The organism is Streptomyces sp. NBC_00829, from assembly GCF_045161795.1.
Lineage (GTDB): Bacteria > Actinomycetota > Actinomycetes > Streptomycetales > Streptomycetaceae > Streptomyces.
In genome coordinates this window covers 1,476,664-1,502,333 of the sequence record NZ_CP108867.1, presented here as the reverse complement: position 1 = coordinate 1,502,333, position 25,670 = coordinate 1,476,664, and the positions used below count along the sequence as shown (strand labels likewise).

Genomic DNA, 25,670 nt, shown 5'->3' with positions numbered 1-25,670 from the left:
CCGGGCGGCGGGCGGGTCATGGCGGCATGCGGGTCACGGCGGTAGGCGGTGACGGCGGCGGACGGGGCATTTGGCGGTAGGCGGTGACGGCGGTATGCGGGTCATGGCAGCAGGCCCGCGCGGCGGGCCGACACCACCGCCTCCAGCCGTGTGTGCGCCCCCAGCTTCCGCATCGCCGCCCGAAGGTACCCCTTCACCGTCTCCGGCTTCACCCCGAGCCTCTCCGCCGCCGACGCGTTCGTTGAGCCCGCCGCCACGCACGCCAGAACATCCAGTTCCCGCGGCGCGAGCGTGACCGTACGCGGCCGGGGCGTCCCGCCCGCCGCGGTGGCCAGGCGCCCGCAGACCGCCAGCAGATCCCGCCGCAGGCCCTCGTCGACGATCCGCGGTGCCAGCGCGCGCAGCTCACCGTGCGCCTCACGGACCTCCTCCCACGCCTCCGGTCCCGCCACCGGCTCGCGCGAAGCCACCAGCAGTCGCTGTACCTCGTCCCGTACGACCAGTGCCTGCTCCACATCGCGCGCGGCGGCCACAGCGGCGTCGAAGATCCGCTCGCCGAGCGCCGACGGCTCACGCAGAGCGCCGTACAGCACGCCCCGCACCTTGCGCCGTACGACGACCGGCACCGCCAGCACCGAGCGCAGGCCCTCCGCCGCGACCGCCGCGTCGTACTCGTGGCTGATGTGGCGCGCCGAGGGGTAATCGGTCACCGCACACGGCCGCGACAGGGCGATGGACTTCCCGCCGAGGCCGTTGCCCGCGCTGATCGCGAGACCGCGCAGGGCGCCCGTCGCCGCCCCGCTGAGTTCGGCGATCCGCAGCTGCCGCGCGTCCCGCAGCAGCCCGCCGAAGGCGACGGTCAGCCCGGTCGTCCGCCGCAGTCGCAGCAGCGCCGCTCGCATCTCCACCACATCGGCCGACTCGGGCACCGCGTCCTCTCTTCGTGCTGGGTCACCCCCGTACGGGGGTAGTGAGACCTGGGGCACTGATTACACGATGTCAGTAGGCCGTCCCGCAACGAGGAGGACACATGACGTCAGACAGCGCAACGGAGAGCTTCCGGGCAGCCCGGGACTTCCTGCTGCGGCACCGGGACGACTACGCGACGGCGTACGAGGGCTTCGCGTGGCCCCGGCCCGAGCGTTTCAACTGGGCGCTGGACTGGTTCGACGTCATCGCCGAGGGCAACGGCAGGACCGCCCTGCACATCGTGGAGGAGGACGGCCGCGAGATCACCCTCTCGTACGGCGAGATGTCCCTGCGGTCGGACGAGGTCGCCAACTGGCTGCGCGAACAGGGCGTGCGGGCAGGTGACCGCATCCTGGTGATGCTGGGCAACCAGCAGGAGCTGTGGATGACCGCCCTCGCCGCGATGAAGCTCCGTGCGGTCGTCATCCCCGCCACACCGCTGCTCGGCCCCCTGGACCTCCGGGACCGGATCGACCGCGGACGCGCCGCACATGTCATCGTGCGCGGGGAGGACACCGGAAAATTCGCCGAGGTACCAGGTGACTACACCCGGATCGCGGTCAAGGCGCCCGGCGAGGAACTCGCGTCCGGCTGGCTCGACTTCGACGACGCCTTCTCCGCACCCGCCGGGTTCGAACCCGACGGCGTCACCCGCGCCGACGACCCGCTGCTGCTCTACTTCACCTCCGGCACGACCGCCCGCCCCAAGCTGGTCGAGCACACCCATGCCTCGTATCCCGTCGGTCATCTGGCGACGATGTACTGGATCGGGCTCAAGCCCGGCGATGTGCATCTCAACATCTCCTCGCCGGGCTGGGCCAAGCACGCCTGGTCCAATCTCTTCGCGCCCTGGAACGCCGAGGCGACCGTCTTCATCCACAACTACGCACGCTTCGACGCCACCCGGCTGATGGCGGAGATGGACCGCGCGGGCGTCACCAGCTTCTGCGCGCCGCCCACGGTCTGGCGGATGCTGATCCAGGAGGATCTCGCTCTGCTGCGCACGCCCCCGCGCGAGGTCGTGGCCGCTGGAGAGCCGCTCAACCCCGAGGTCATCGAGACCGTACGGCGCGAATGGGGGGTGACCATCCGGGACGGCTTCGGTCAGACGGAGACGGCCGTCCAGGTCTCCAACAGTCCCGGCCAGCTCCTCAAGGCCGGGTCGATGGGACGCCCGAGCCCCGGCTACCGGGTCGTGCTCCTCGACCCGGTGACCGGCGAGCCGGGCGCGGACGAGGGCGAGATCTCGCTGGACCTGTCCTTCGACCCGGTCGGGCTGATGACCGGGTACCACGGGGACCCGGAGCGTACGGCCGAGGCGATGGCCGACGGCTTCTACCGCACCGGCGACATCGGCGCGCGCGACGCCGACGGCTACATCACCTTCGTCGGCCGCTCCGACGAGGTCTTCAAGGCGTCCGACTACAAGATCTCGCCGTTCGAGCTGGAGAGCGCGCTGCTGGAGCACGAAGCGGTGGCGGAGGCGGCGGTCGTCCCGGCGCCGGACCCGGTGCGGCTCGCGGTGCCGAAGGCGTACATCGTGCTCGCGCAGGGCTGGGAGCCGGGCCCGGACACGGCGAAGCTGCTCTTCGAGCACTCGCGCTCCGTCCTCGCCCCGTACAAGCGCATCCGCCGGCTGGAGTTCGCGGAACTGCCCAAGACCGTCTCCGGCAAGATCCGCCGGGTCGAGCTGCGCGAGCGTACGGCCGAGGGCTCGTCGGCCGAGTACGCCGAGGGGGACCTGCGATGACGCTGTCGTACGCGCACGGCACGGGCACGACCGCCCTGCTCGGCGACACCATCGGGCGCAACCTCGACCGGGCCGTCGCCGCCTGGCCGGACCGCGACGCACTGGTCGACGTGGGCGCGGGCACCCGCTGGACATACGCCGAATTCGGCGCGGCGGTGAACCGGCTCGCACGCGGATTCCTCGGGAGCGGCGTCGCCACGGGCGACCGGGTCGGCATCTGGGCGGTCAACTGCGCGGAGTGGGTACTCGTGCAGTACGCGACCGCCCGGATCGGCGCGATCATGGTCAACATCAACCCGGCCTACCGCGCGCACGAGCTCGAATACGTGCTGAAGCAGGCCGGGATCTCGGTGCTCTGCGCCTCTCAGCGGCACAAGAGCAGCGACTACCGCGCGCTGGTGGAGCAGGCGCGGCCCAACTGCCCCGAGCTGCGGGCCGTCCACTACATCGAGGACGGCTCCTGGGACGTCCTGCTGGACGCGTCGGCAACCGTCACGGACGAACAACTGGCAGCCTGTGAAGGGGAGTTGTCCTGCGACGTCCCGGTCAACATTCAGTACACCTCGGGCACCACCGGCTTCCCCAAGGGCGCCACCCTCTCCCACCACAACATCCTCAACAACGGCTATTTCGTGGGCGAGTCGATCGCGTACACCGAGGCCGACCGGATCTGCATCCCCGTGCCCTTCTACCACTGCTTCGGCATGGTGATGGGCAACCTCGCGGCGACCTCGCACGGCGCCTGCATGGTCATCCCGGCGCCTTCGTTCGACCCGGCTGCCACCCTCCGCGCGGTCGCCGATGAGGGCTGCACGTCGCTCTACGGCGTCCCTACGATGTTCATCGCCGAGCTGAACCTCCCGGACTTCGCCTCGTACGACCTGTCCACCCTGCGCACCGGCATCATGGCGGGCTCGCCGTGCCCGGTGGAGGTGATGAAGCGTGTCGTCGCCGAGATGAACATGGCCGAGGTCTCGATCTGCTACGGCATGACGGAGACATCGCCCGTCTCCACGCAGACGCGCAGGGACGACGATCTGGAGCGGCGCACCGGCACGGTCGGCCGGGTGCTGCCCCACGTCGAGGTGAAGGTCCTCGATCCGGTCAGCGGCGTGACACTGCCGCGCGGCGCGGCGGGCGAGCTGTGCACCCGCGGCTACAGCGTGATGGTGGGCTACTGGGACGAGCCGGAGAAGACCGCCGAAGCGATCGACGCGGGACGGTGGATGCACACCGGCGACCTGGCCGTGATGCGCGAGGACGGATACGTCCAGATCGTCGGCCGGATCAAGGACATGATCATCAGGGGTGGTGAGAACGTGTATCCGCGGGAGGTCGAGGAGTTTCTCCACAGCCATCCAGGGATCACGGACGTCCAGGTGGTCGGGGTTCCCGACGAGCGCTACGGCGAGGAGATCCTGGCCTGCGTCATCCCGCGCGACCCGGCGGATCCGCCGACCCTGGAGGACATCACCGCGTACTGCCGGGAGCGGCTTGCGCACTACAAGATCCCGCGCAGGCTGGAGATCCTCTCCGAGTTCCCGATGACGGTGAGCGGCAAGGTCAGAAAGGTGGAGCTGCGCAGCAGGTTCGGCCCCGGGACGGGGAGTTAGGGCCTGACCGGCGAGGCCCCAGGAACCGGTGGGGACTGGGTGGCTCCGAGGATCCGGTGGCTCAGGCGCGGCAGCCGGAGCCGACTCCCGGGTTCCGGGCTGACGGACAGCTCAGGCGCCGGTGGAGATGAGTTCGTCGGCCGGTGCGTTCACCGGCTGAGGGCTGCCCGTGAGGTCCATGACGAAGAGGGGGATGCCCAGGTCGTCCGCGCGGGACCGGGCGTCGTCCGCGTATCCCGCGAGGGAGAAGAAGACGCTCGCCGCCGAGGTGGTCAGCCCGTTCAGCCACAGACACTCGACGTCGCGCAGGCTGGCGGGGCGGGTGGAGGGGTCGACCTGGGCGACGAGGCCCGGTCCGCGCAGATCGATTCCCGAGGAGGGCCGTACCTCGGGCTGGACCACGTCCCGGAAGCCCAGCCACTTCAGATAGCGCGCCGCGGCGGTCACGGCGTCGTGCGCGGTGCGGATCGTGACCGGGCGGAAGGACGGTCGCGGCACGGTCGCGGTGCGCGGCAGCGGGATGTGCGAGGGGCGCGTCGAGAAGAACCCCGTGGTGGGTTCGCCGTGCGCGGTCACCGGCCGTACGGGGATGCGCAGTACCGTGCCGCAGGGGCAGCCGAGCTCGGGCTGCGGCCAGTGGTCCTGACGGCCGCAGGTCCGGCAGCGGACCGTCACCCAGTCGCCGGTCCAGGTGCGGTGCGTGATCGGCTCGGGCGGGGCGTGCAGCAGGGGCGGGGCGAGCGGTGCTCCGCACGCGCAGGGATAGACCGGCGATGCGAACAGATGGTCGCGGCGGCAGGACGGACAGCGCACCGGCACGGTCTCGGCCACCGCTGATCCCCCTTTCCATTCGTACTGCCGTCCATCGTCCACCAAGTGGGATGCCTTGGGGAGCGACTTCGGCCATCCCTTGACGACGCACGGAGCGCGGCCTAGATTACTTCCGTATAGCAGAACAATACTTCCGCAATGCGGAATTGGATGCTGAAGTGACGCAGAAGCGCCCGACTCCGCCCGGCCGAAGCAGGAGCCCCCATGCCTCGTATGACCGCTGCCCGAGCGGCAGTTGAGATCCTCAAGCGCGAGGGCGTCACGCACGCGTTCGGTGTGCCGGGCGCGGCGATCAACCCCTTCTACAAGGCCCTCCAGGCCGGCGGCGGCATCGATCACACGCTCGCCCGCCATGTCGAAGGCGCCTCCCACATGGCCGAGGGCTACACGCGTGCCAAGGCCGGCAACATCGGGGTCTGCATCGGCACTTCGGGTCCCGCGGGCACGGACATGATCACCGGCCTGTACTCGGCGATCGCGGACTCGATCCCGATCCTCTGCATCACCGGCCAGGCCCCGGTCTCCAAGCTCCACAAGGAGGACTTCCAGGCCGTCGACATCGCCGCGATCGCCAAGCCGGTGACCAAGGCCGCGACCACGGTCCTTGAGGCCGCGCAGGTCCCGGGTGTCTTCCAGCAGGCCTTCCACCTGATGCGCTCCGGCCGTCCCGGCCCGGTCCTCATCGACCTGCCGATCGACGTCCAGCAGACCGAGATCGAGTTCGCCCCCGAGACCTACGAGCCACTGCCGGTCTACAAGCCCGCCGCGACCCGCGCCCAGGCCGAGAAGGCCATCCGGTTCCTGCTGGAGTCCGAGCGCCCACTGATCGTCGCAGGCGGCGGCATCATCAACGCCGACGCCTGCGGCCTCCTTGTCGAGTTCGCCGAGCTCACCGGTGTCCCGGTCATCTCCACCCTGATGGGCTGGGGCGCCATCCCCGACGACCACGAGCTGAGCGCCGGCATGGTCGGCGTGCAGACCTCGCACCGCTACGGCAACGCGACCTTCCTCGAGTCGGACTTCGTCCTCGGCATCGGCAACCGCTGGGCCAACCGCCACACCGGTTACAACCTGGACGCCTACACCGAGGGCCGGACGTTCGTCCACGTCGACATCGAACCCACCCAGATCGGCAAGATCTTCGCCCCGGACTACGGCATAGCCTCCGACGCCAAGGCCGCTCTGGAGCTGTTCATCGAGGTGGCGAAGGGCCTCAAGGCCGCGGGCAGGCTGCCGGACTTCGGTGAGTGGGCCGCCTCCGCCCAGGAGCGCAAGGCCACCCTGCTGCGCCGTACCCACTTCGATGACATCCCGATGAAGCCGCAGCGCGTGTACGAGGAGATGAACAGGGCGTTCGGCCCGGAGACGCGCTACGTCACCACCATCGGCCTCTCGCAGATCGCCGGCGCGCAGATGCTGCACGTCTACAGGCCGCGCAACTGGATCAACTGCGGCCAGGCCGGCCCGCTCGGCTGGACCATCCCGGCCGCGCTGGGTGCCGCCACCGCGGACCCGCAGACTCCGATCGTCGCGCTCTCCGGCGACTACGACTTCCAGTTCATGCTGGAGGAGCTGGCGGTCGGCGCGCAGCACAGGATTCCGTACGTCCACGTCCTGGTGAACAACGCCTACCTGGGCCTGATCCGTCAGGCGCAGATCGGCCTGGACATCGACTTCCAGGTCAATCTGGAGTTCGAGAACATCAACACCCCGGAGATCGGCCTCTACGGCGTCGACCACATCAAGGTCGTCGAGGGCCTCGGCTGCAAGGCGATCCGCGTCACCGACCCGAACGAGCTGGCTGCCGCCTTCGAGGAGGCCAAGAAGCTCGCCGCCGAGTACAGCGTCCCGGTGGTCGTCGAGGCCATCCTGGAGCGCGTCACCAACATCTCGATGAGCAAGACGGTCGACATGAGCAATGTCACCGAGTTCGAGGAGCTGGCGACGGAGCCGGGTCACGCGCCGACGGCCGTGAGGCTCCTGAAGGTCTGACACCCTTCGCGTCCACCCGCGCATGCCCCCGGGACTCCGATGAGGAGGACCGGGGGCATGACGCCGTGTTCCCGGACCGGCCGGGGCCCGGAACCCCAGGACTCGCCGATGTCTGGCGCGTCGCGCTGCGGGGGCGGGGGATGTGGCGGCACATCAGAAGGCGCCGGAGCCTGGGTGGTTCGCAGGCCGTCCACATGGGTCGTGCCGGGCCATGGACCGTCTCCATGACCCGGCACTGCCTCTGAGGCCCGGTCGCGATGCCGGCGGTGACCCGGATATCGGCTCGGACCCTCCTTCAGGTCAGGAAGCGGTCTCCGGAGCCTTCACCACCGCACCGGCATCGCACCACCGCCGCGGTCCTCGGCCCGCCCGTACCGCGTGACCACCCTCAGCCGGGTCCGCGGTGCGGGCGAGCGCCCGAGACATGACCTCCCGTCAGGTCCCGGGCGCGGCCTTGCCGCTCTCAGTCCTCGCGCAGGGCGCGGACGGCCTCGACGCGCTTGCCGTGGTCGGCACCGGCGGCCCTGTCCGGGGACGGGCCGATGCCGGGCACGATGTTTGTTCGGCGAGGTTGTTCGGCGAGAACGCGGCCTGCTCGACCTCGGCGAAGACGTTGTCGGGGTTGCGGTCGAGCACCGGACGGCCCACCCGCTGGAGCGGATAGCCGCCGTGAGGCCACACCTTGGTGCGGTCGAAGGGGTTGGATGGGGTTCCGGACGACGCCGGCGCCTGGGCGCGACGGGACAGGTGTCAGCGCCGACGCCGCCCGGAGATCGAGGGGCCCTGAGCGGGCCGTGAGGGTCAGACCTGCCGGCCGGAGAGACGCTCGACGGAGCGCAGCAGGGCGGAGTGGTCGAGGCCGCCGTCGCCCTGCGCGCGCAGCGACGCGACGAGCTGGGCGACCACCGCGCCGACGGGCAGCGCGGCACCGACACTGCGGGCGGCGTCGGTGACGATGCCCATGTCCTTGTGGTGCAGGTCGATCCGGAAGCCGGGCTTGAAGTCCCGGTTCAGGAAGTTGTCCGTCTTGCGGGTCAGGACCGTGGAGCCGGCCAGACCGCCGTTGAGGACGTCGAGCGCGGCCCGGAGGTTCACGCCGGACTTCTCGAGGAAGACGACGGCCTCGGCGCAGGCCTGGATGTTGACCGCGACGATCAGCTGGTTGGCGGCCTTCACCGTCTGGCCGGAGCCGTGCGGACCGCACAGGACGATGGTCCTGCCCAGCGCCCGAAGGATCGGCAGCGCGCTGTCGAAGTCGGCCTGCTCGCCGCCGGCCATGATGGACAGGACTGCCTCGATCGCTCCCGCCTCACCGCCGGACACCGGGGCGTCCAGCACGCGGATGCCCTTCTCGGCCGCGTTCTTCGCGAGGTCCACGGAGGTCTGCGGGGTGATGGAGGACATGTCGATCAGCAGGGCGCCTCGCCGGGCGTTCTCCACAATGCCGTCCTGGCCGTAGGAGATGGCCTCGACCTGCGGGGAGGCGGGCACCATCGTGATGATGACGTCGGCGTCCCTGACGGCCTCGGCGATCGAGGCCGCGCCCTTGCCGCCGGCCGTGACCAGCCGGTCGATCTTGTCCTGCTCCAGGGTGAACCCGGTGACGTCGTAACCGGCCTTGAGCAGGTTCTCGGACATGGGGGAGCCCATGATGCCGAGTCCGATCCATGCGACCTTGGGGAGATTGCTCATGGGGGTGCCTCTCTGAAACTCTCGTACGTGAAGACGGGCGCCGGGCGCCGGGCGCGTCATTCGGCGGCGCGGGCCCCGGCGGGCAGCCAGTCGAAGGGTTCGGCGCTCGGGCGGTCGCCGGCCTTGTACTCCAGGCCGACCCAGCCGTCGTAACCGGCCTTGCCCAGCTCGCCGAGGAACTGCTCCAGCGGCAGCGAGCCGCTGCCCGGCGCGCCTCGGCCCGGGTTGTCGGCGATCTGGACGTGGCCGGTCCTGTCGGCGTACGCGGCGATGACCCTGCTGACGTCCTCGCCGTTCATCGACAGGTGGTAGATGTCCAGGAGGAACTTCGCGTTGGACAGTCCCGTCGCGGCGTTCACCCTGTCGATGACCTCGATCGCGGCCGGGGCGCTCACCAGCGGATAGAGCGGCGACTCCGGCTTGTTGAGGGTCTCGATCAGCAGGATCGCGCCGACGCGGTCGGCCGCGCGGGCCGCGAGCACCAGGTTCGCCAGTGCGATGCCGTCCTGGACCTGCGGGTCGACGCCCTCGACACGGTTGCCGTACAGCGCGTTGAGTGCGGCGCAGCCCACCGAGGCGGCGAAGTCCGCGGCCACGTCGACGTTTGCGCGGAAGCGGTCGGACTCCTCGCCCGGCAGGGAGAGCGCACCGCGGTCGGGGCCGGGCAGCCGCCCGGCGTAGAAGTTCAGGCCCACCAGTTGGGTGCCGGCGTCGTCGAGCGCCTTCCTGAGCGCGTCGAGTTCGGCCTGCGGCGGGGTGGGGGTCTCGATCCAGGGCCACCACAGCTCGACCGCGGTGAAGCCAGCCGCGGCCGCCGCCGCGGGGCGCTCCAGGAGCGGGAGTTCCGTGAAGAGGATCGAGAGGTTCACATCGAAGCGCCGGCCCGTGGCTGCGCCGTCTGAGAAGCGGGTCATGGGGAGTCCGCGCCCCTTCCGTATTGCGGAAGTAAGTTTCTGCTTAACGGAAGGTTGCAGGGGAGGTGGGAGGGCTGTCAAGGGGGCCCCGGTGAACTCGTCCGGCTTTGGGCCGGTCGGGGCGCGGCACGCCTGCACTGCCGGGCGGAGTCCCTCCGGCGCAGGGCGCCCCTTCGCGCAGGGGCCGCCCACGGGCTGTCTCAAGTAAGGTCGCTCCACCCCTCCGCCCGCCGGAGGGCGGTGGAATCCAGGAAAGATCGCAGGTCGGAAGGGTGCCGTGGGGATATGGTGCGATTGCGGGTGGAGTTCACGACCGAGCCCTTCGACCTCGACGAAGTGCCCGCCCATGCGGTGGTCGCCCGGGAGGTCATTCAGACGGCCGCGCTGGATGCCGTGGATGTCGGCCCGTTCGGCAATACGGCCGAGGGGGGCGCCGACGAGGTCCTGAAGGCCGTCGACGCGCTGCTGCGCCGGTCGCTGGAGGCCGGGGCCACCCGGGTCTCGCTTCAGGTGAACGTGATCGGGGAGGGCGAGCAGTGACCGAGCCCGCAGAGCACCCCCTGGTCAGCGCCGTGAAGCCGCTCGTCGACGCGATGGGCGCGGAGATAGTGAGGCCGGATCAGGCCGATCCGGACGATGTGGTGCTCGCCTGGGAGGGCGAGGACGTCCTCGCGGTGCGACTGCCCCAGTTGTCGGACTCGCTGGACCACGTCCTGGCCGCCATGGAGCGCCGCCACGGAATGCCCCTGTCCGACCTGGACCGCAAGACCAAACAGCTGGTCGTGCGCACACTGGAGGCACGCGGTGCCTTCTCTGTACGGCATGGCGTGGAGACGGTGGCCGGCGCCCTCGGGGTCAGCCGCTTCACCGTCTACAACTATCTGAACAGGGACAACCCGGCGAAGAACGGCTGAGACCCGCCTCTGGGGCCGCCGTCCGGGTCAACCGGGCGGCGGCTTCTGCGTTGCCGAGTTTTCAACAATGTGTTGACGCCGTGTTGTCGAGGGCGTTAGCTGTCCGCAGCCCGTCCGACGCACTGCGAAGAACAGCCACGGAGGCTCCCGTGACTTCGAGTCCGACACCGGGCCTCGCCCGGTTCAACGCCTCACAGGACAGCGCGGCCCGGGCCGCACTGCACGAGGTGTGTGCCAGTTCGGCGTGGGGGAGCACACTGCTCGCCCAGCGCCCGTACGCCACCGTGGAAGCCCTCTTCGACGCCGGCGACGCCGCCACGGCCGAGCTCACCGCCGAGGATCTGGCCGAAGCGATGGCGGGGCATCCGCCGATCGGCCGCCCGAAGCCCGGGGACCCGACTTCCTCCCGCGAGCAGAGCGGGATGGCCGGGGCCTCCGAGGAGCTCAAGACCGAAATGCTCGAACTGAATCTGTCCTACCAGGACAGATTCGGGCATGTCTTTCTGATCTGCGCCACCGGCCGGACCGGCGAGCAGATGCGTGACGCGGTCCGGGAGCGGATCGGCAACTCGCCCGAGCAGGAGCGGGATATCGTCCGCGCCGAACTGGGCAAGATCAACCGCATCCGGCTGGCCCGTCTCGTAGAGGAAGAGAGCGTATGAGTACGCAGACCACGGCATCGGTGTCCACGCACATCCTGGACACCAGCGTCGGCCGGCCCGCCGAGGGCGTTGCCGTCTCGCTCGCGGCCCGCAGCGGCGGGTCCGACGCCATGTGGTCGGTGCTCGGCGGATCCGCGACCGACGCCGACGGGCGCTGCAAGGACCTGCCGGCGCTGCCGGAAGGAACCACCCACGTACGTCTCGACTTCGAGACCGAGGCGTACTTCCTGAACAACCAGCACAGCTTTGACAGGCAAGCCGAGGCGCAGCAGGACGCCCCCCGCGTAAGGGACAGCGGTGCGTTCTTCCCCGAGGTGACCATCACGTTCGCCGTCACCCCGGGCGAGCACTATCACGTACCGCTGCTGCTCAACCCGTTCGGCTACTCCGTTTACCGAGGGAGCTAGCAGACACATGACAGCTCATTCGCACCACTCCCGGCCTGTGATTCTCGGCCAGAACCAGTACGGCAAAGCAGAGAACCGCGTCGTCAGGATTGCGCGGGACGGCGATACGCACCACATCAAGGACCTGAACGTCTCGGTCGCGCTCTCCGGCGACATGGAGGAGGTCCACTACTCCGGCTCCAACGCCAACGTCCTGCCGACCGACACCACCAAGAACACGGTGTACGCGTTCGCCAAGGAGCACGGCATCGAGTCGGCCGAGCAGTTCGGTATCCACCTCGCCCGTCATTTCGTGACGTCGCAGGAGCCGATCCACCGGGCGCGCATCCGCATTCAGGAGTACGCCTGGGAGCGCATCGCGACCTCCGACGCCAACATCATCGGCTCGGACAAGGTCCGGCACTCCTTCGCCCGCAAGGGCCAGGAGCTGCGTACCACCCAGATCACCTTCGACGGTGAGCGCTGGGAGGTCATTTCCGGGCTCAAGGACCTCACGGTCATGAACTCCACCAACTCGGAGTTCTGGGGCTATGCGAAGGACAAGTACACAACGCTCAAGGAGGCGTACGACCGCATCCTGTGCACCGACGTCTCCGCCGCCTGGCGCTACAGCTGGAGCAGCGACGACGACCGGATGCCCCACTGGGAGCAGTCGTACGAGCAGGCCAGGAAGCACATCCTCCAGGCCTTCGCCGGGACTTACTCCCTCTCGCTCCAGCAGACCCTCTACCACATGGGTTCGCGGGTCATCGACAGCTGCGGCGAGATCGATGAGATCCGCTTCTCGCTCCCGAACAACCACCACTTCCTGGTCGACCTGGAGCCATTCGGGCTCAAGAACGACAATGAAGTCTATTTCGCGGCCGACCGCCCCTACGGTCTGATCGAGGCCACGATTCTGCGGGACGGCGTCGAGCCGCGGATTCCGGTCGACATGACCAATCTGTAGACGTCCCGCCACACCCCCGACGCGCGCGCCGGCGTCAGGTCCCAGGGGGAGAGCGGGGCATCTGCGCAACATCGGCACCGCGGGCCCGGTCGTCACCCCGCTCGACCCCCGGGTCCATTCCACCAATGGGAAGAACGAGGACCCGTCATGGCGGCTTCGCGCATCGTCATCGAGAACTGTGCCATCGCGACCGTGGACGCGAACGACACCGAGTACGCCTCGGGCCACGTCGTCGTCGCGGACAACCGCATCGAGTCCGTGGGAGCCGGCCAGGCCCCCGACGGCCTGGAGAACGTGGTCCGCCGCATCGACGGCACCGGTCATCTGGTCACGCCCGGCCTGGTCAACACGCACCACCACTTCTACCAGTGGATCACCCGCGGCCTGGCCACCGACCACAACCTCTTCAACTGGCTGGTCGCGCTGTATCCGACCTGGGCGCGCATCGACGAGCCGATGGCACGCGCGGCCGCCCGGGGCTCACTCGCCATGATGGCCCGCGGCGGTGTCACCACCGCGATGGACCACCACTACGTCTACCCCCAAGGCTCCGGCGACCTGTCCGGCGCGATCATCGGCGCGGCGAGCGAGACGGGTGTCCGCTTCACCCTCGCCCGCGGCTCCATGGACCGCGGCACGTCGGACGGCGGCCTGCCGCCGGACTTCGCCGTCGAGTCCCTCGACGGCGCGCTGGCCGCCACCGAGGCGACCATCGACAAGTACCACGACGCCTCCTTCGACGCGATGACGCAGATCGCCGTCGCACCCTGCTCGCCTTTCTCCGTCTCCACCGAACTGCTCAAGCAGGGCGCCGAACTGGCGCGCCGCAAGGGCGTACGGCTGCACACCCATGGCTCGGAGACCATGGAGGAGGAGGGGTTCTGCAAGGAACTCTTCGGGATGGGCCCCACCGACTACTTCGAGTCGACCGGCTGGCTCGGCCAGGACGTGTGGATGGCCCACTGCGTCCATATGAACGACACCGACATCGCCGCCTTTGCCCGTACCGGTACCGGCGTCGCACACTGTCCGTCCTCCAACGCACGCCTGGCCGCCGGTATCGCCCGCGTCCCCGACATGCTGAAGGCGGGCGTCCCCGTCGGCCTCGGCGTCGACGGCACCGCCTCCAACGAGTCCGGCGAACTGCACACCGAACTGCGCAACGCGCTCCTGATCAACCGCCTCGGCGCCCATCGCGAGGCGGCGCTCAACGCCCGCCAGGCCCTGCGACTGGGCACCTACGGCGGAGCCCAGGTCCTCGGCCGCGCCGAGGAGATCGGCTCCATCGAAGCGGGCAAGCTCGCCGACCTCGTGCTGTGGAAGCTGGACACGATCGCCCACTCCTCCATCGCCGATCCGGTGATCGCGCTCGTCTTCGGCGCGGCAGCACCCGTCACCCTCTCCCTCGTCAACGGCAGGACCGTCGTCGAGGACAACCACCTGACCACGGTGGACGAGGACGCCATCGCCCGCTCCGCGCGGGACGAGGCACGGCGCCTGGCGCGGATCGCCGCGCAGGACTGACCCACCAGGAATCCGGTCGAGGGGGACGGCCCTCGACCGGAGGCCGTGGACCCGAGCGGGGCCCACGGCAGCCGCGACCGGGGGTCGCGGCACCGCCCATCGGTGCCGCGACCCCCGGGACGGTGACTCGTGTCTTCACACCCCAGAAGCACCTCTGTCACCGCTCACCACTTCGCACCACCTCCCTGACACCCGCGTCATCGCCGACGCGTAACCGACCGGAGGAACCGCCCGTGGCCGCACAGCCCATGTTTCCGAACGACGCAGAGACAGCGACGGAGGGGAAGCATCCTGTCGATGAGACCCTGCCCCCACTGAAAATGCTCACCAGCGGCCTTCAGCATGTGGCCGCCATGTACGCGGGTGTGGTGGCCCCGCCCATGATCGTGGGGCCCGCCGTGGGTCTCGGCGCCCAGGACACCGCGTTCCTGATGGGTGCGAGCCTCTTCACGGCCGGCATCGCCACCCTCCTTCAGACCCTCGGCTTCTGGAAGGTCGGCGCGAGGCTCCCGTTCGTCAACGGAGTGTCCTTCGCCGGTGTGACCCCGATGGTCGCCATAGGCAGGGACCGGGGAGCCGACGGCATCACCGTCATCTTCGGCGCGATCATCGTCGCGAGCGTGCTGGGCTTCGTCCTCACGCCGTACTTCTCGAAGCTCGTCCGGTTCTTCCCGCCCGTCGTCACGGGCACCGTGATCACCCTCATCGGCGTCTCGCTGCTGCCGGTCGCCTTCCGCTGGTCCCAGGGCGGCAACGCCACCGCCTCCGACTACGGCTCGATGAAGAACATATCGATGGCCGCTCTCACCCTGGTCGTCGTGCTCGCCCTGCGCAAACTGCTGCGCGGCTTCCTCCAGCAGATCGCCATCCTGCTCGGGCTCGTCGTCGGCACGGTCGTCGCCGTACCGCTGGGCATGGCCCACTTCGACGCCATCAAGAACGCCGACGTGGTCGGCTTCCCGACGCCGTTCCACTTCGGAGCCCCGCAGTTCGAGATCGCCGCGATCGTGTCGATGTGCGTCGTGATGCTGGTCTGCATGACCGAGTCCACCGCCGACATGCTTGCACTCGGCAGGATCGTCGACAGGCCGGCGGACGAGCGGGTCATCGAGGGCGGTCTGCGCGCCGACACCCTCGGCAGTGCCGTCAGCCCACTGTTCAACGGCTTCATGTGCAGCGCCTTCGCGCAGAACATCGGTCTCGTGGCGATGACGAAGGTACGCAGCCGGTTCGTCGTCGCCGCGGGCGGCGGCATCCTGATCCTGCTGGGACTCTGCCCGGTCGCCGCGTCCGTGATCGCGCTCGTCCCGCTGCCGGTCCTCGGCGGAGCGGGCATCGTACTGTTCGGCTCGGTGGCCGCCAGCGGTATCCAGACCCTGGCCACGGCCGCCCTGGAGAAGGGCGAGAACGCGCTGATCGTCGCTGCGGCCCTGGGGATCGGTCTGATCCCCATCGCCGCGCCGGAGTTCTACCACGCCTTCCCCAAGGACGCGCTCGTCGTCCTCGACTCGGGCATCTCCACCGGGTGCATCGTGGCGATCGTCCTCAACCTCGCCTTCAACCACCTGGGGAAGAAGGAGAGTTCGGTAACCTCCGCGGCGGCGACGGCCGGTTCGGAGGCGGTCGCGCTCCACTGAGCGGCCCTGCGGGCCCCTGAGGGCCGGGCATCCGCGGTGTTCGCGGACATCCGGCCCTTGGGGGCCCTCCTGGGGGCGAGGCTCAGCCGATGTGGAAGCTCTCTCCGTAGACCTTCCAGTCCAGCGGCGTGTCGAGGCCGAAGTTGTTCTTCTTGACGAAGACCCGCTGGGCCGTGTCGACCCGGCTGGTGTCCTCGTGCGCCGCCTCCTGCTTCATCGCCCAGACGCGGGCGTCGAGGAAGGCGTTGAGATAGGTCTTCTCGTTACCGCCCTGGGCCGGGGTCTTGGCCTTGGCGAGCGCCCGCTTGCGGATGTTGCTGAAGCTGGTGCTGTCGCCGCCGTCGCCGTGCATCACGATGGCGTCGTAGTAGATGAACTGGCCGAGGACGCCTATGCCGTCCTGTTTGCCGCGACTGACCGACGGGTTGAAGTAGACCCGGTCGCGCTCGTCGTTCTGGGCCTTCTTGAACTCGGAGTCCTTGGCGGCCTTCTCCCAGTCCTCGGTGAAGTTCGGGTCGAGGCCCTCGTGGGAGTCGCTGCCGTCGACCGTGCGCAGTGCGGGCAGGTACTTGGCCAGCACGTTGCCCGGCTTGCGCTGCGTGTAGAGCTCGACCAGGTCCAGCATGTCGCCGGTTCCGGAACAGAAGCCGATGATGCCGGCGGTGTAGCCGCGCTCGTCGCCGATGTCCTCGATGTACGTGTACTGGGCCTTCCAGTCCAGCGAGGAGTTCTCCGCGCTGGAGACGATCTGCATGGCGATCTCCTTCTTCGCCCGGTCGTCGAGTCCGACGGCGGCGGCCGCGGGGGCGGCGGCCTGGCCGGTGGGCTGGGGATGCGTGGCCGCGACCGCGGTGGCCGGGACGGCGACCAGCGTCACGCCGAGGAGTACGCGGGGGGCGAACCTGAGCTGACGTGCGGCGCGTACGTGGGGGGTGGGCACCTTGCCTCCATAGGGAGTTCGTCGTTCCGTGCTCTGTTAGGAAGCTTTCCTATCAGGCACCGGGTGGGACGTACACCCCTTCCGCGTACCGGAGTTGGGGCTCGCGGACGCCGCGAAGACCTCAGCCGAGGAGGTCTGCGCTGCTCGTCGGCTCAGGTCTGCGGCTGCCTGTTGAGGCGGTGCCGCTCGATCGAGGAGCGGCGGTACACCTCCTCGCGGACCCGCTGGATCTCACCGATCGGCCGGTGACTCGCGGCTGCGCCAGGGCGTGACCGATGTGCCGTCCGCCGCGGTCAGGTTCTCCTCACCGCCGATGTCTGTCGCGGAATCGCGATGGTCGCGACGGTCACCCATGGCGAGAGCTCCGCGGCGTCCGGCGCGGCGCTAGCCGGCTTCCCGCTCCGTGCCGATGCGGTAGCTGTCGCCGTAGACCTTCCAGCTCAGCGGCGTCTCCAGGCCGAACCTGCCCTGCCGCACGAAGACGCGCTGCGCCGTCTCGATGCGGCTGGTGTCCGAGTGCGAGGGCTCGCGGCCGATCGCGTCGACGCGGGCATCGAGGAACGCGTTGAGATACGCTTTCTCGTCGCCTCCCTGGGCGGGTGGCTTCGCGGCGCGCAGGGCCGTCTCGCGCAGACTGCGGAAGCCCACCGAGCCGGCGGTGTCGCCCGACCCGTGCATCACATAGGCGTCGAAATAGATGAACTGGCCCAGCGCGCCGAGCCCGTCACGCCGGGCCTGCCTCACCGCCGGAGTGAAGTAGGACCGGTCCCGCTCGGCGTCCTGCGCCGCCCGCAGGGCCGGGTCCGAGGCGGCGGCCCGCGCCCACGCGTCCGTGAAGGGACGCCCCAGCCCATCGTGCGAGTCGCTGCCCTTGACCGCGCGCAGCGCCGGCAGGAAGGCCGCCAGCGCATTGCCCGGCTCGGCCTTCGTGTAGCGCTCGACAACACTGAGCAGATCGCCGGTGCCGGAGCAGAAGCCGATGACGCCGGCGGTGTAGCCGCGGCCGTCGCCGATGTCCTCGATGTACGTGTACTGGGCCTTCCAGTCCAGCGAGGAGTTCTCCGCGCTGGAGACGATCTGCATGGCGACGTCCTTCTTCGCCGGGTCGTCCAGCCCGACTGCCCAACGCCCCTTGGGCTCCGCGCCCGCACAGGCGGCGAGCGTCAGCAGCACCAGCGCGAGCAGCGCTGCGAGCACGGGTTTCATGACCGGCCTCATGGCGTTCCCCCTCCCGGGGTCGGCGCCCCGGCCACGCCATGAGGTTACTGAACCGCTCCGCCTGCTCGATCACGACGTCCAGGACGTGATCGTGTGACGGCGCCCGAAGGGCGGTCCGCGCGGCATCGTGCCTCTGGCGGCGGCCCGCAGTGCCCGGTCAGTCCCCCGGCCGCCAGTCGGGCCTGCGGCCGCTGAGGCCGATGACCCGGTCGAGCAGGGACGCGCCGTCGGGCACCTCGACCACGGGGCCGAAGATGCTGTTCCGCCCCTCGTCCTCCCCTGTGGGCTTCACCACCTCGTACGACACCTCCAGGCTCGCCTGGTCGGGGCTGTAGGCCTGCCCGGTGGCCCGGGCCAGGTCCCAGCCGTGGATCACCAGCTCGTTCAGGGCGACGCGGCCCGCGATCGTGGCCGGGAAGGTGACGCCGCCGGCCTGGGTGTCGCCGTCCCACGCCTCGGGAGCGGACCACACCTCCACCAGCTCGTCGAGCCGACGCGGGAGCCCGGTGCGCCAGTCGTCCTCCAGGACGGGCAGCACGGTGCCGGCGGCGGTCGCCGTCGTCGGCCCGAGGTCCTTGCGCCCGGCGTCCCGGAACGCGGTGGTCAGCCCGACGACATGGCCGAGCAGCTCCCGTACTGCGTACTTGGGGCAGGGTGTCGGATCCGGGAGCCGCTCGTCGCCGATGCCGTCGAGCAACCGGGCCACACCAGCGGCGGCGGGGCGGAGGTCGGGGAAGGGGTACGAAGAGGTGGTCATGCAGGGATGACCGGCTCCGGGGCCAAAACTCATCGCCCCAGGGCCACAACTCATCGCCGCATCGCCCGGAGACCGGGACGCGGTGACCAGGGCCACGACGGGCCGGCTGCCGGGCGGGCCGGGCGAGGGGCGCGTGTCCGCCCGGACCGGGAAGTCAGAACGACGTCTCGCGCACGCTCGCCCGGTCCACCGGGACCGTCGTCGCCGTGACCTCGGATTCGTGCCGGCTCGCCGCGAACTTCACCGTCAGCGTGTCCGGCGCGCTCTGCGTGGTGCTCACCGTGAAGCCCTGGCTGGGCACCGCCGAGATGAGGCACACCCCGCCGCTTCCGTAGCGCACCGTCACCCTCCCGCCCTCGGAGGGGATGGTCTGCACCCCCGCGCCGCCGTCCTCGCAGCCCTGGTTCGCCGGCGCCGACTGCTCGACCGGGCGAGAGGTCGGGCGGGCCTCGGGAGTCGGCGTCGCACGGGGCTTCTGGGTCTTCTTGGAAGGCGTCGGCTCCGGGCTGCGCGACGCGCTCGGGCTCGGCGTGGGGGTCGGCGACGGGCTCTGGGACGCCGAGGGCCGCGCCGAGGCGGCGAAGTCCTTCGGAGCCGACTGCGCCACCGGGGCGGTCGGCCTGGTCGATCCCACCACGAAGTGGACCGTGATGATGACGGCCGTCACACTGGCCGCCGTGCACGACAGCCAGATGAGCAGGTAGCGCAGGAAGCGGGGCACGACACCATAGTGACGGACCGGCTAACGTGCCTGCTCATGGCCTCCGTACTTGTCGTCGAGGACGACCCTGTGATCCGTGCCGCGCTGATCGAGGTCCTCACCGCGCACGGCTATGCGGTCAAGACCGCCCACCAGGGTTTCGAAGCGCTGCGCGAGGTCAGCCAGGGCCCACCCGACATCGTCGTTCTCGACCTCGGGCTGCCCGATCTGGACGGTCTTGACGTACTGCGGATGATCCGGGGCATTTCACGGGTTCCGGTGCTCGTCGCCACCGCGCGCGACGACGACACGGAGATCATCCGGCTGCTCAACGCCGGAGCCGACGACTACATGGTCAAGCCCTTCTCCGGAGGGCAGCTCGCCGCCCGGCTGGCCGCGGTGCTGCGGCGGTCGGGGCCCGCCGACGCGGACCGGCAGGCGGTCGTGCAGGTCGCCGATCTCAGGATCGATCCGCTGGCCCGCACCGCGCATCTCGCCGACCGCGAGCTGTCACTGACCCGCCGGGAGTTCGACCTGCTGGCCTACCTCGCGGCAAACGCCGACCAGGTCATATCGCGCAAACGCATCCTCGCCGAGGTGTGGCAGCAGCCGTATCTCGAGGACCAGACCGTGGACGTCCATCTTTCCGCGTTGCGCAGGAAACTGGGTGAAAAGCCAGCAGATCCGCGCTATCTGCACACAGTGCGTGGAATCGGTATCAAATTGGTCACCGCCCCATGAGACGAGCCCTCGCGGGAATCGCCCTGGCCGCCACACTGATGGTCGCGCTGTCCTTCCTCATCCCGCTCGCCCTGCTCGTACGAGATCAGGCCCGGGACCGTGCGACCACCGCCGCCGAGCAGCGGGCTGCGGCACTCTCGCCCGTACTCGCCCTCACCACGAAGCCGGCGGACGTCCAGCAGGCGGTATCCGGACTCAGCTCGGGCGATCAGCTTGCCGTGCGCCTCCCCGAGGGAGGACTCGTCGGCACCCTGCACGCACCGTCACAGGCGCTGGAGCGCGCGGTTCAAAAGCGCGAGACGCTGGCCATGGACACCGCCGAGGGCTGGGTCTACCTCCAGCCCGTCGTCCTCGCCCGGGACCGGGTGGCGGTCGTCGAGGCGTATGTGCCCGGCGCGGATCTGACCCGGGGCGTGTGGACCTCGTGGGGTGTGATGGCGCTGCTCGCGCTGGGTCTGGTGGGCGGCTCGGTCCTGGTCGCGGACCGCCTGGGGGCCCGCGTGGTGCGCTCCTCCCGCAGTCTCAAGCGGGCCGCGCTCGCGCTGGGGTCGGGGGACCTGGGAGTACGGGTGGAACCGGACGGCCCACCTGAACTGCAGGAGGCCGGTGTCGCGTTCAACACCATGGCCGACCGGGTGGTGGAGCTGCTGGCCATCGAGCGTGAGATGGTCGCGGACCTCTCGCACCGGCTCAGGACCCCGCTGACCGCGCTCTACCTGGAGGCGGACCTGATGGGCGGCTCACAAGGAGCCCAGCGGGTCACGAACGCCGTCGCACAGCTGGAGAGCGAACTCGACTCGATCATCACGGCCGCCCGCACTCCGCTGGCAGCCGGCCAGGGGGCCGGAGCGGTGCCATCGAGGCCGTGCGAAGTGACCGAGGTGGTCGCGATGCGGCTCGACTTCTGGTCGGTTCTCGCGGGCCAGCAGGACCGGCTGTGCGAGCGCTCCTTCACGCCGCGGCCGACGCCCGTCCGTTTCCCCGAGGACGACCTCGCCGCCGTCGTCGACGCCCTGATCGGCAACGTCTTCCGGCACACCCCGCAGGGCACGGCCTTCGCGGTACGCGTCGAACGCACCGACCGGCAGGTTCTGCTGACGGTGGACGACGCGGGCCCCGGAGTCGCCGACCCGCAGGCCGCGCTCACCCGCGGGGTCAGCGTCGGCGGCTCGACCGGCCTGGGCCTTGACATCGTGGCCCGTGCGGCCCGGGCGGCCGAAGGGGAGCTGCGGATCACCCGCGCCCCGATGGGAGGGGCGCGGGTGCAGGTGACGTTCGCTCTGGTGGCCGAGAACGGCAGGCCGTTGCGGTAGGTCCCGCGGACCTCAGCGTCCGGCTCCGAAGTCCTGCGTCCACCAGGGGCCGCCGTCCCCGAAGTGCACGCCGACGCCGATCTCCTTGAAGCTGCAGTTGAGGATGTTGGCCTTGTGGCCGGGGCTGTGCATCCACGCGTCCATGACCGAGGCCGCGTCCTGCTGCCCTTGGGCTATGTTCTCGCCCAGCGTGGACCACGTGTAACCGGCGGCCTCCACCCGGCTGGTCATGGTGGAGCCGTCGGGTCCCGTGTGGGACATCACACCGGCGTTGGCCATGACGTCGCTATAGTCGTCCGCCGCCTTGACGAGCCTTGGGTTCAAGGTCAGCGGCGAGCACCCGGCCGCCGCGCGCTCCTCGTTGACGAGCGCGAGAACCTGCGCCTCGGCACCGTTGGAGGACCCGCCGGAGCCGGTGGGCTTCCTCGTCGGCCGGACATCGCCGCCCGAACCGCTGGTGTCCCTCTTCGTCTGCTTCCTCGGGGCGGCGGAAGGGGTCGCCTTCGGCTTCGGCTTGGCGGAGGGCTTGACGCTCGGGCTGGGGGAGGCGGTCACGCTCGGGCTCGCCGAGGGGGTGGCAAGGGGGCTGGCGCTGCCCGCCGCATCCTCGACCACCACCGGCTCGGGGACATCGGCGGCAGCGTTCGTCTTCACCCGGTCGTTCGCGCCGCCGTGGCTGCCGTCGGCTGTGGCAAGCGTGACTCCGACGCCCGTCACGACGGTGATCGCGCCCAGCGCCAGGACGACATTGCGCGCCCGCAGTCCGCCCTTGGGGCGGGCGTGGGAGTGGGATTCGGGTCGGGGGGCTCGGCGAGAACTCATGCGTACGGCACCTCGAAGAGAGAAGTCGGTCCAACTAAGGAGACCCCGGCAGGCGCACCCGCGCCCACCGGGATCGTGGGGGGCTGGCGAGAGCGTATGGGTGACGTCGGCGCGGATGGGGGGTCGGCAGGGCTTCTTCAAGAAGCCCTAAGAAAGCCCTAAGGCTCACGTCGGCCAACCGGGGAACATTGCTGGTGATACGACGTCGATCGGCCCTAATCGGCTCCAACTTCGAACGGCTTACGAAAACGGTCGAGCAGGATGAGACGGAGGTATGGGATATGCCGGACGTGTGAAACGTGCCGGATATGCCGGACGAGTGTGATCTGAATGCCTCTGCGGGAACGCTGACCCGTTCCCGAAGCCCGACGAACGCGGGTGCGAGGGTGGGCGACGGCTTCCCGGGCGGCGGGGCGGGCGCACCCCCCTTGTGGGCGGCCACCGCCTGTGGCATATAGGTCTGGACCATTGCCGTCGTCGCGGAGGTCCGACCGTGCAACGTCCCCCCACACTCCCCGCGTTGGTCTGCGCGGCCACACTTGTCCTCGCCGCCTGCGCCGTGGAAAACAAGGACACCACCAGCCCGAGCACCCCCTCCGGTGTGAGCGCGCAGGCGGGCAGCGCCACTTCCGTCCACGTCATGTGGGAGCAGTCCACCGACAATACGGCGGTCACCGGATACGAGGTGTTCCAGAGGGGCGTCAGGGTCAAGACGCTGCCGGGTGCCAAACACATGGTGGACATAGACCGTTTGAGCCCGAGAACGGCGTACAGCTTCACCGTGCGGGCGCGTGACGCCGCAGGAAATCTCTCGAAGCCCAGCCCCGCGACGGCGGTCACCACTCCGGCCCCCACGCCGGAGGACAAGAAGCCTCCCACGCGGCCGGCACGGCTCCGGGGCAAGGCCGACGGGGGCCGATCGGTCACGCTGTCCTGGGCGCGGGCCTCGGACAACACCGGGGTCACCTCGTACGACATCTACCAGGAGGACTCCCGCATCCACAGCGTCCCCGGCACCGAGACCACCGCGCATGTCACCGGCATGCGCCCCGGCACCGTCTACACCTTCACCGTCCGGGCCCGCGATGCCGCCGAGAACTCCTCGCCCGACAGCAATCCCGTTGACCTCACCACTGCGTCCGCGTCCGGACAGGGCCCCAGCACAGCGCCCACCGGTCTGAGGGCCACGGCACGCAAGGGCACCATCGCGCTGAGCTGGACCCCGCCGGCGACGGGAGGGCCGGTCGAGGAGCACGAGCTGTATCTCAACGGGAAGTTGGCCACGACCATCGTCTGGGGCGCCGCACCGCCCACCGGCACGGCGACGTACACGATGGTGGTCACGGACAAGCCGGGCACCCGCTACACCATCAAACTGCGGGCCAAGCTCCCCGACGGGAAGTGGGGGGACTTCTCGGCGCAGCGGACGGTGGTGGTTGTCGGTTAGATGGCTGCCCCGGTGGGCAGTGGGTGCGACCCGACGCCCAACCGCGACCCCTTGCCGTCGGGCCCGGCACCACCCGCACCCTCACCCCCGGCGAACAGAGCAAGGAACGGCTTCGCGCCCCCGGTGCCGTGCGTACCAGGGGCGGAGTGCCGACAAAAATCAGCCGCTCAGCTGCTCGTACGCCGACAGCGTCAGGAAGTCCTCGTAGTCCTCGTCCAGCGCCACCTTCAGCAGCAGATCGTGCGCCTGCTGCCAGTTGCCGGCCGCGAACGCCTCCTCGCCGAGTTCGGCCCGGATCGCCGCCAGTTCCTCGGCCGCGACCCTGCGGGCCAGCTCCGGAGTGGCGAGTTCGCCGTTCTCGAAGACCACGCCCGCGTTGATCCACTGCCAGATCTGGGAGCGGGAGATCTCGGCGGTGGCCGCGTCCTCCATCAGGTTGAAGATGGCGACCGCGCCCAGGCCCCGAAGCCACGCCTCGATGTAGCGGATGCCGACCTGGACGGCGTTGCGCAGGCCGTCGTACGTGGGCTTGGCGTCCAGGGAGTCGATGGCGATCAGATCGCCCGCCGCGACCGAAACGTCCTCGCGCAGGCGGTCCTTCTGGTTGGGCTTCTCTCCGAGTACCGCGTCGAAGGAGGCCATCGCGATCGGCACGAGGTCCGGGTGGGCGACCCAGGAGCCGTCGAAGCCGTCGCCCGCCTCGCGGTCCTTGTCGGCCTTCACCTTCTCGAAGGCGACCTTGTTGACCTCGGCGTCGCGGCGGGAGGGGATGAAGGCGGCCATGCCGCCGATGGCGTGCGCGCCGCGCTTGTGGCATGTGCGGACCAGGAGTTCGGTGTACGCGCGCATGAAGGGCGCGGTCATCGTCACCGCGTTGCGGTCCGGGAGCACGAACTTTGCGCCGCCGTCACGGAAGTTCTTGACGATGGAGAAGAGGTAGTCCCAGCGGCCCGCGTTCAGCCCCGCCGCGTGGTCGCGCAGTTCGTAGAGGATCTCGTCCATCTCGTACGCCGCGGTGATCGTCTCGATCAGGACGGTCGCGCGGACGGTGCCCTGCGGGATGCCGACGTACTCCTGCGCGAAGACGAAGATGTCGTTCCAGAGGCGGGCCTCCAGGTGTGACTCCGTCTTCGGGAGGTAGAAGTACGGGCCCCGGCCGAGCTCGATCAGACGCCTGGCGTTGTGGAAGAAGTACAGGCCGAAGTCGACCAGGGCACCGGGCGCCGGGTGGCCGTCGAGCTGCAGATGGCGCTCTTCGAGGTGCCAGCCGCGCGGGCGCATCACGACCGTCGCGAGCTCGTCCGCGGACTTCAGGGCGTACGACTTGCCGGACGCCAGGTCGGTGAAGTCGATACGGCGCTCATAGGCGTCGATCAGATTCAGCTGGCCCAGGACGACGTTCTCCCAGGTGGGGGCCGAGGCGTCCTCGAAGTCGGCGAGCCAGACCTTCGCGCCCGAGTTCAGGGCGTTGATGGTCATCTTGCGGTCGGTGGGGCCGGTGATCTCCACACGGCGGTCGTTGAGGGCCGCGGGGGCCGGGGCGACCTTCCAGGAGTCGTCCGCGCGGATCGCGGCCGTCTCCGGGAGGAAGTCCAGCGCGCAGGTGCGGGCGATCTCGGCGCGGCGCTCGGCGCGGCGGGCGAGCAGTTCGTCACGCCGCGGTGTGAACCGCCGGTGCAGCTCGGCCACGAAGGCGAGGGCCGCATGCGTGAGGACCTCTTCCTGCCGGGGCAGGGGCTCGGCTTCGACGATGGCCAGCGGGGACGGCGCTGGTGCGGACATGAGCTGTCACTTCCTTCAGCGGGCGACGCCTGACGGCTGCCGGGGCATAGGGATACGGCACTCGGTGCCGCAGGAGCCGAGGTACGGTCGCGGGCG

25 protein-coding genes and 1 pseudogene are annotated in these 25,670 nt (G+C 69.9%); 14 read left to right on the top strand and 12 right to left on the bottom strand.

Translation table 11 applies throughout. The features are described 5' to 3' along the window. Window positions 1-101 precede the first annotated feature (101 nt). Entirely contained in the window at window positions 102-929 is an 828-nt protein-coding gene (locus OG293_RS06535; RefSeq protein WP_405997805.1) for a response regulator transcription factor, read from the bottom strand. 101 nt (window positions 930-1,030) lie between these two features. Between OG293_RS06535 and OG293_RS06530 the strand changes: the two genes are divergently transcribed. Then, window positions 1,031-2,719 (top strand): AMP-binding protein, encoded by a 1,689-nt coding sequence (locus OG293_RS06530; protein WP_405997804.1) that lies wholly within the window; start codon window positions 1,031-1,033, stop codon window positions 2,717-2,719. Then, window positions 2,716-4,332 (top strand): AMP-binding protein, encoded by a 1,617-nt coding sequence (locus tag OG293_RS06525; RefSeq protein WP_405997803.1) that lies wholly within the window; start codon window positions 2,716-2,718, stop codon window positions 4,330-4,332. The genes OG293_RS06530 and OG293_RS06525 overlap by 4 nt, the downstream gene beginning before the upstream one ends. A 111-nt stretch (window positions 4,333-4,443) precedes the next feature. Here OG293_RS06525 and OG293_RS06520 read toward each other — a convergent pair whose 3' ends face one another. Beyond that, window positions 4,444-5,163: a hypothetical protein gene (locus tag OG293_RS06520; RefSeq protein WP_405997802.1), complete on the bottom strand. Its 720-nt coding sequence runs from the start codon at window positions 5,161-5,163 to the stop codon at window positions 4,444-4,446. A gap of 204 nt (window positions 5,164-5,367) precedes the next feature. On the opposite strand from OG293_RS06520, the gene gcl reads away from it, so the two are divergent. Further along, on the top strand, window positions 5,368-7,155 hold the full coding sequence (gene gcl, locus OG293_RS06515; protein ID WP_405997801.1) for a glyoxylate carboligase: 1,788 nt from the start codon (window positions 5,368-5,370) through the stop codon (window positions 7,153-7,155). Window positions 7,156-7,678: 523 nt separating this feature from the next. On the opposite strand, the pseudogene OG293_RS06510 reads toward gcl, so the two are convergent. The 3 genes and pseudogenes from OG293_RS06510 to OG293_RS06500 all read right to left on the bottom strand — a co-directional run. Further along, a pseudogene (locus OG293_RS06510) lies at window positions 7,679-7,857 on the bottom strand (catalase); the annotation flags it as partial. Window positions 7,858-7,956: 99 nt separating this feature from the next. Beyond that, on the bottom strand, window positions 7,957-8,847 hold the full coding sequence (locus OG293_RS06505) for a 2-hydroxy-3-oxopropionate reductase (RefSeq protein WP_405997800.1): 891 nt from the start codon (window positions 8,845-8,847) through the stop codon (window positions 7,957-7,959). Window positions 8,848-8,903: 56 nt separating this feature from the next. After that, window positions 8,904-9,761: a TIM barrel protein gene (locus OG293_RS06500; protein WP_405997799.1), complete on the bottom strand. Its 858-nt coding sequence runs from the start codon at window positions 9,759-9,761 to the stop codon at window positions 8,904-8,906. Between the two features lie 288 nt (window positions 9,762-10,049). Between OG293_RS06500 and OG293_RS06495 the strand changes: the two genes are divergently transcribed. The 7 genes from OG293_RS06495 (at window position 10,050) to OG293_RS06465 (ending at window position 15,854) form a co-directional block, all read left to right on the top strand. Beyond that, window positions 10,050-10,301 carry a hypothetical protein gene (locus OG293_RS06495; RefSeq protein ID WP_406003523.1) on the top strand — a complete coding sequence of 84 codons (252 nt, stop codon included), beginning with the start codon at window positions 10,050-10,052 and terminating at the stop codon, window positions 10,299-10,301. Then, the gene (locus OG293_RS06490) at window positions 10,298-10,675 is read left to right on the top strand and encodes a helix-turn-helix domain-containing protein (RefSeq protein WP_405997798.1); all 378 of its coding nucleotides are present in this window, start codon (window positions 10,298-10,300) and stop codon (window positions 10,673-10,675) included. Before OG293_RS06495 ends, OG293_RS06490 begins: the two co-directional genes overlap by 4 nt. Before the next feature lie 149 nt (window positions 10,676-10,824). Next, window positions 10,825-11,337 carry a 2-oxo-4-hydroxy-4-carboxy-5-ureidoimidazoline decarboxylase gene (uraD, locus tag OG293_RS06485; RefSeq protein ID WP_405997797.1) on the top strand — a complete coding sequence of 171 codons (513 nt, stop codon included), beginning with the start codon at window positions 10,825-10,827 and terminating at the stop codon, window positions 11,335-11,337. After that, window positions 11,334-11,744: a hydroxyisourate hydrolase gene (gene uraH, locus OG293_RS06480; RefSeq protein WP_405997796.1), complete on the top strand. Its 411-nt coding sequence runs from the start codon at window positions 11,334-11,336 to the stop codon at window positions 11,742-11,744. The genes uraD and uraH overlap by 4 nt, the downstream gene beginning before the upstream one ends. 7 nt (window positions 11,745-11,751) lie before the next feature. Further along, window positions 11,752-12,693: a factor-independent urate hydroxylase gene (gene pucL, locus OG293_RS06475; protein WP_405997795.1), complete on the top strand. Its 942-nt coding sequence runs from the start codon at window positions 11,752-11,754 to the stop codon at window positions 12,691-12,693. A 147-nt stretch (window positions 12,694-12,840) separates the two neighbouring features. Continuing rightward, window positions 12,841-14,217 (top strand): 8-oxoguanine deaminase, encoded by a 1,377-nt coding sequence (locus tag OG293_RS06470; protein WP_405997794.1) that lies wholly within the window; start codon window positions 12,841-12,843, stop codon window positions 14,215-14,217. Window positions 14,218-14,465: 248 nt separating this feature from the next. Next, window positions 14,466-15,854 carry a nucleobase:cation symporter-2 family protein gene (locus OG293_RS06465; RefSeq protein WP_406003522.1) on the top strand — a complete coding sequence of 463 codons (1,389 nt, stop codon included), beginning with the start codon at window positions 14,466-14,468 and terminating at the stop codon, window positions 15,852-15,854. Between the two features lie 82 nt (window positions 15,855-15,936). On the opposite strand, the gene OG293_RS06460 is transcribed toward OG293_RS06465, so the two are convergent. The 5 genes from OG293_RS06460 to OG293_RS06440 all read right to left on the bottom strand — a co-directional run bounded on the left by OG293_RS06460 (window position 15,937) and on the right by OG293_RS06440 (window position 19,145). After that, window positions 15,937-16,794: a chitosanase gene (locus OG293_RS06460; protein WP_405997793.1), complete on the bottom strand. Its 858-nt coding sequence runs from the start codon at window positions 16,792-16,794 to the stop codon at window positions 15,937-15,939. Window positions 16,795-17,025: 231 nt separating this feature from the next. Then, window positions 17,026-17,148 (bottom strand): hypothetical protein, encoded by a 123-nt coding sequence (locus OG293_RS06455; RefSeq protein ID WP_405997792.1) that lies wholly within the window; start codon window positions 17,146-17,148, stop codon window positions 17,026-17,028. Between the two features lie 30 nt (window positions 17,149-17,178). Continuing rightward, on the bottom strand, window positions 17,179-18,000 hold the full coding sequence (locus OG293_RS06450) for a chitosanase (protein ID WP_405997791.1): 822 nt from the start codon (window positions 17,998-18,000) through the stop codon (window positions 17,179-17,181). A 169-nt stretch (window positions 18,001-18,169) separates the two neighbouring features. Next, the gene (locus OG293_RS06445) at window positions 18,170-18,769 is read right to left on the bottom strand and encodes a TIGR03086 family metal-binding protein (protein ID WP_405997790.1); all 600 of its coding nucleotides are present in this window, start codon (window positions 18,767-18,769) and stop codon (window positions 18,170-18,172) included. Window positions 18,770-18,923: 154 nt separating this feature from the next. Beyond that, window positions 18,924-19,145: a hypothetical protein gene (locus tag OG293_RS06440; protein WP_405997789.1), complete on the bottom strand. Its 222-nt coding sequence runs from the start codon at window positions 19,143-19,145 to the stop codon at window positions 18,924-18,926. On the opposite strand from OG293_RS06440, the gene OG293_RS06435 reads away from it, so the two are divergent. The 3 genes from OG293_RS06435 to OG293_RS06425 are packed head-to-tail and all read left to right on the top strand — an operon-like array spanning window position 19,135 to window position 21,523. Then, complete coding sequence (locus tag OG293_RS06435) at window positions 19,135-19,473, top strand: hypothetical protein (protein WP_405997788.1); 339 nt, start codon at window positions 19,135-19,137, stop codon at window positions 19,471-19,473. The genes OG293_RS06440 and OG293_RS06435 overlap by 11 nt on opposite strands. 53 nt (window positions 19,474-19,526) lie before the next feature. Then, window positions 19,527-20,210 carry a response regulator transcription factor gene (locus OG293_RS06430; RefSeq protein WP_405997787.1) on the top strand — a complete coding sequence of 228 codons (684 nt, stop codon included), beginning with the start codon at window positions 19,527-19,529 and terminating at the stop codon, window positions 20,208-20,210. Further along, a complete protein-coding gene (locus OG293_RS06425) occupies window positions 20,207-21,523 on the top strand; it encodes a sensor histidine kinase (protein ID WP_405997786.1) in 1,317 nt (438 codons plus the stop codon). Before OG293_RS06430 ends, OG293_RS06425 begins: the two co-directional genes overlap by 4 nt. Window positions 21,524-21,535: 12 nt before the next feature. Here OG293_RS06425 and OG293_RS06420 read toward each other — a convergent pair whose 3' ends face one another. Then, on the bottom strand, window positions 21,536-22,345 hold the full coding sequence (locus OG293_RS06420; RefSeq protein ID WP_405997785.1) for a CAP domain-containing protein: 810 nt from the start codon (window positions 22,343-22,345) through the stop codon (window positions 21,536-21,538). Window positions 22,346-22,838: 493 nt separating this feature from the next. Here OG293_RS06420 and OG293_RS06415 point away from each other — a divergent pair, with 493 nt between their 5' ends. Continuing rightward, window positions 22,839-23,792, top strand: a complete 954-nt coding sequence (locus OG293_RS06415) for a fibronectin type III domain-containing protein (protein ID WP_405997784.1) — start codon at window positions 22,839-22,841, stop codon at window positions 23,790-23,792. 159 nt (window positions 23,793-23,951) lie between these two features. On the opposite strand, the gene aceB is transcribed toward OG293_RS06415, so the two are convergent. Beyond that, complete coding sequence (aceB, locus tag OG293_RS06410; protein ID WP_405997783.1) at window positions 23,952-25,574, bottom strand: malate synthase A; 1,623 nt, start codon at window positions 25,572-25,574, stop codon at window positions 23,952-23,954. Window positions 25,575-25,670: the final 96 nt, after the last annotated feature.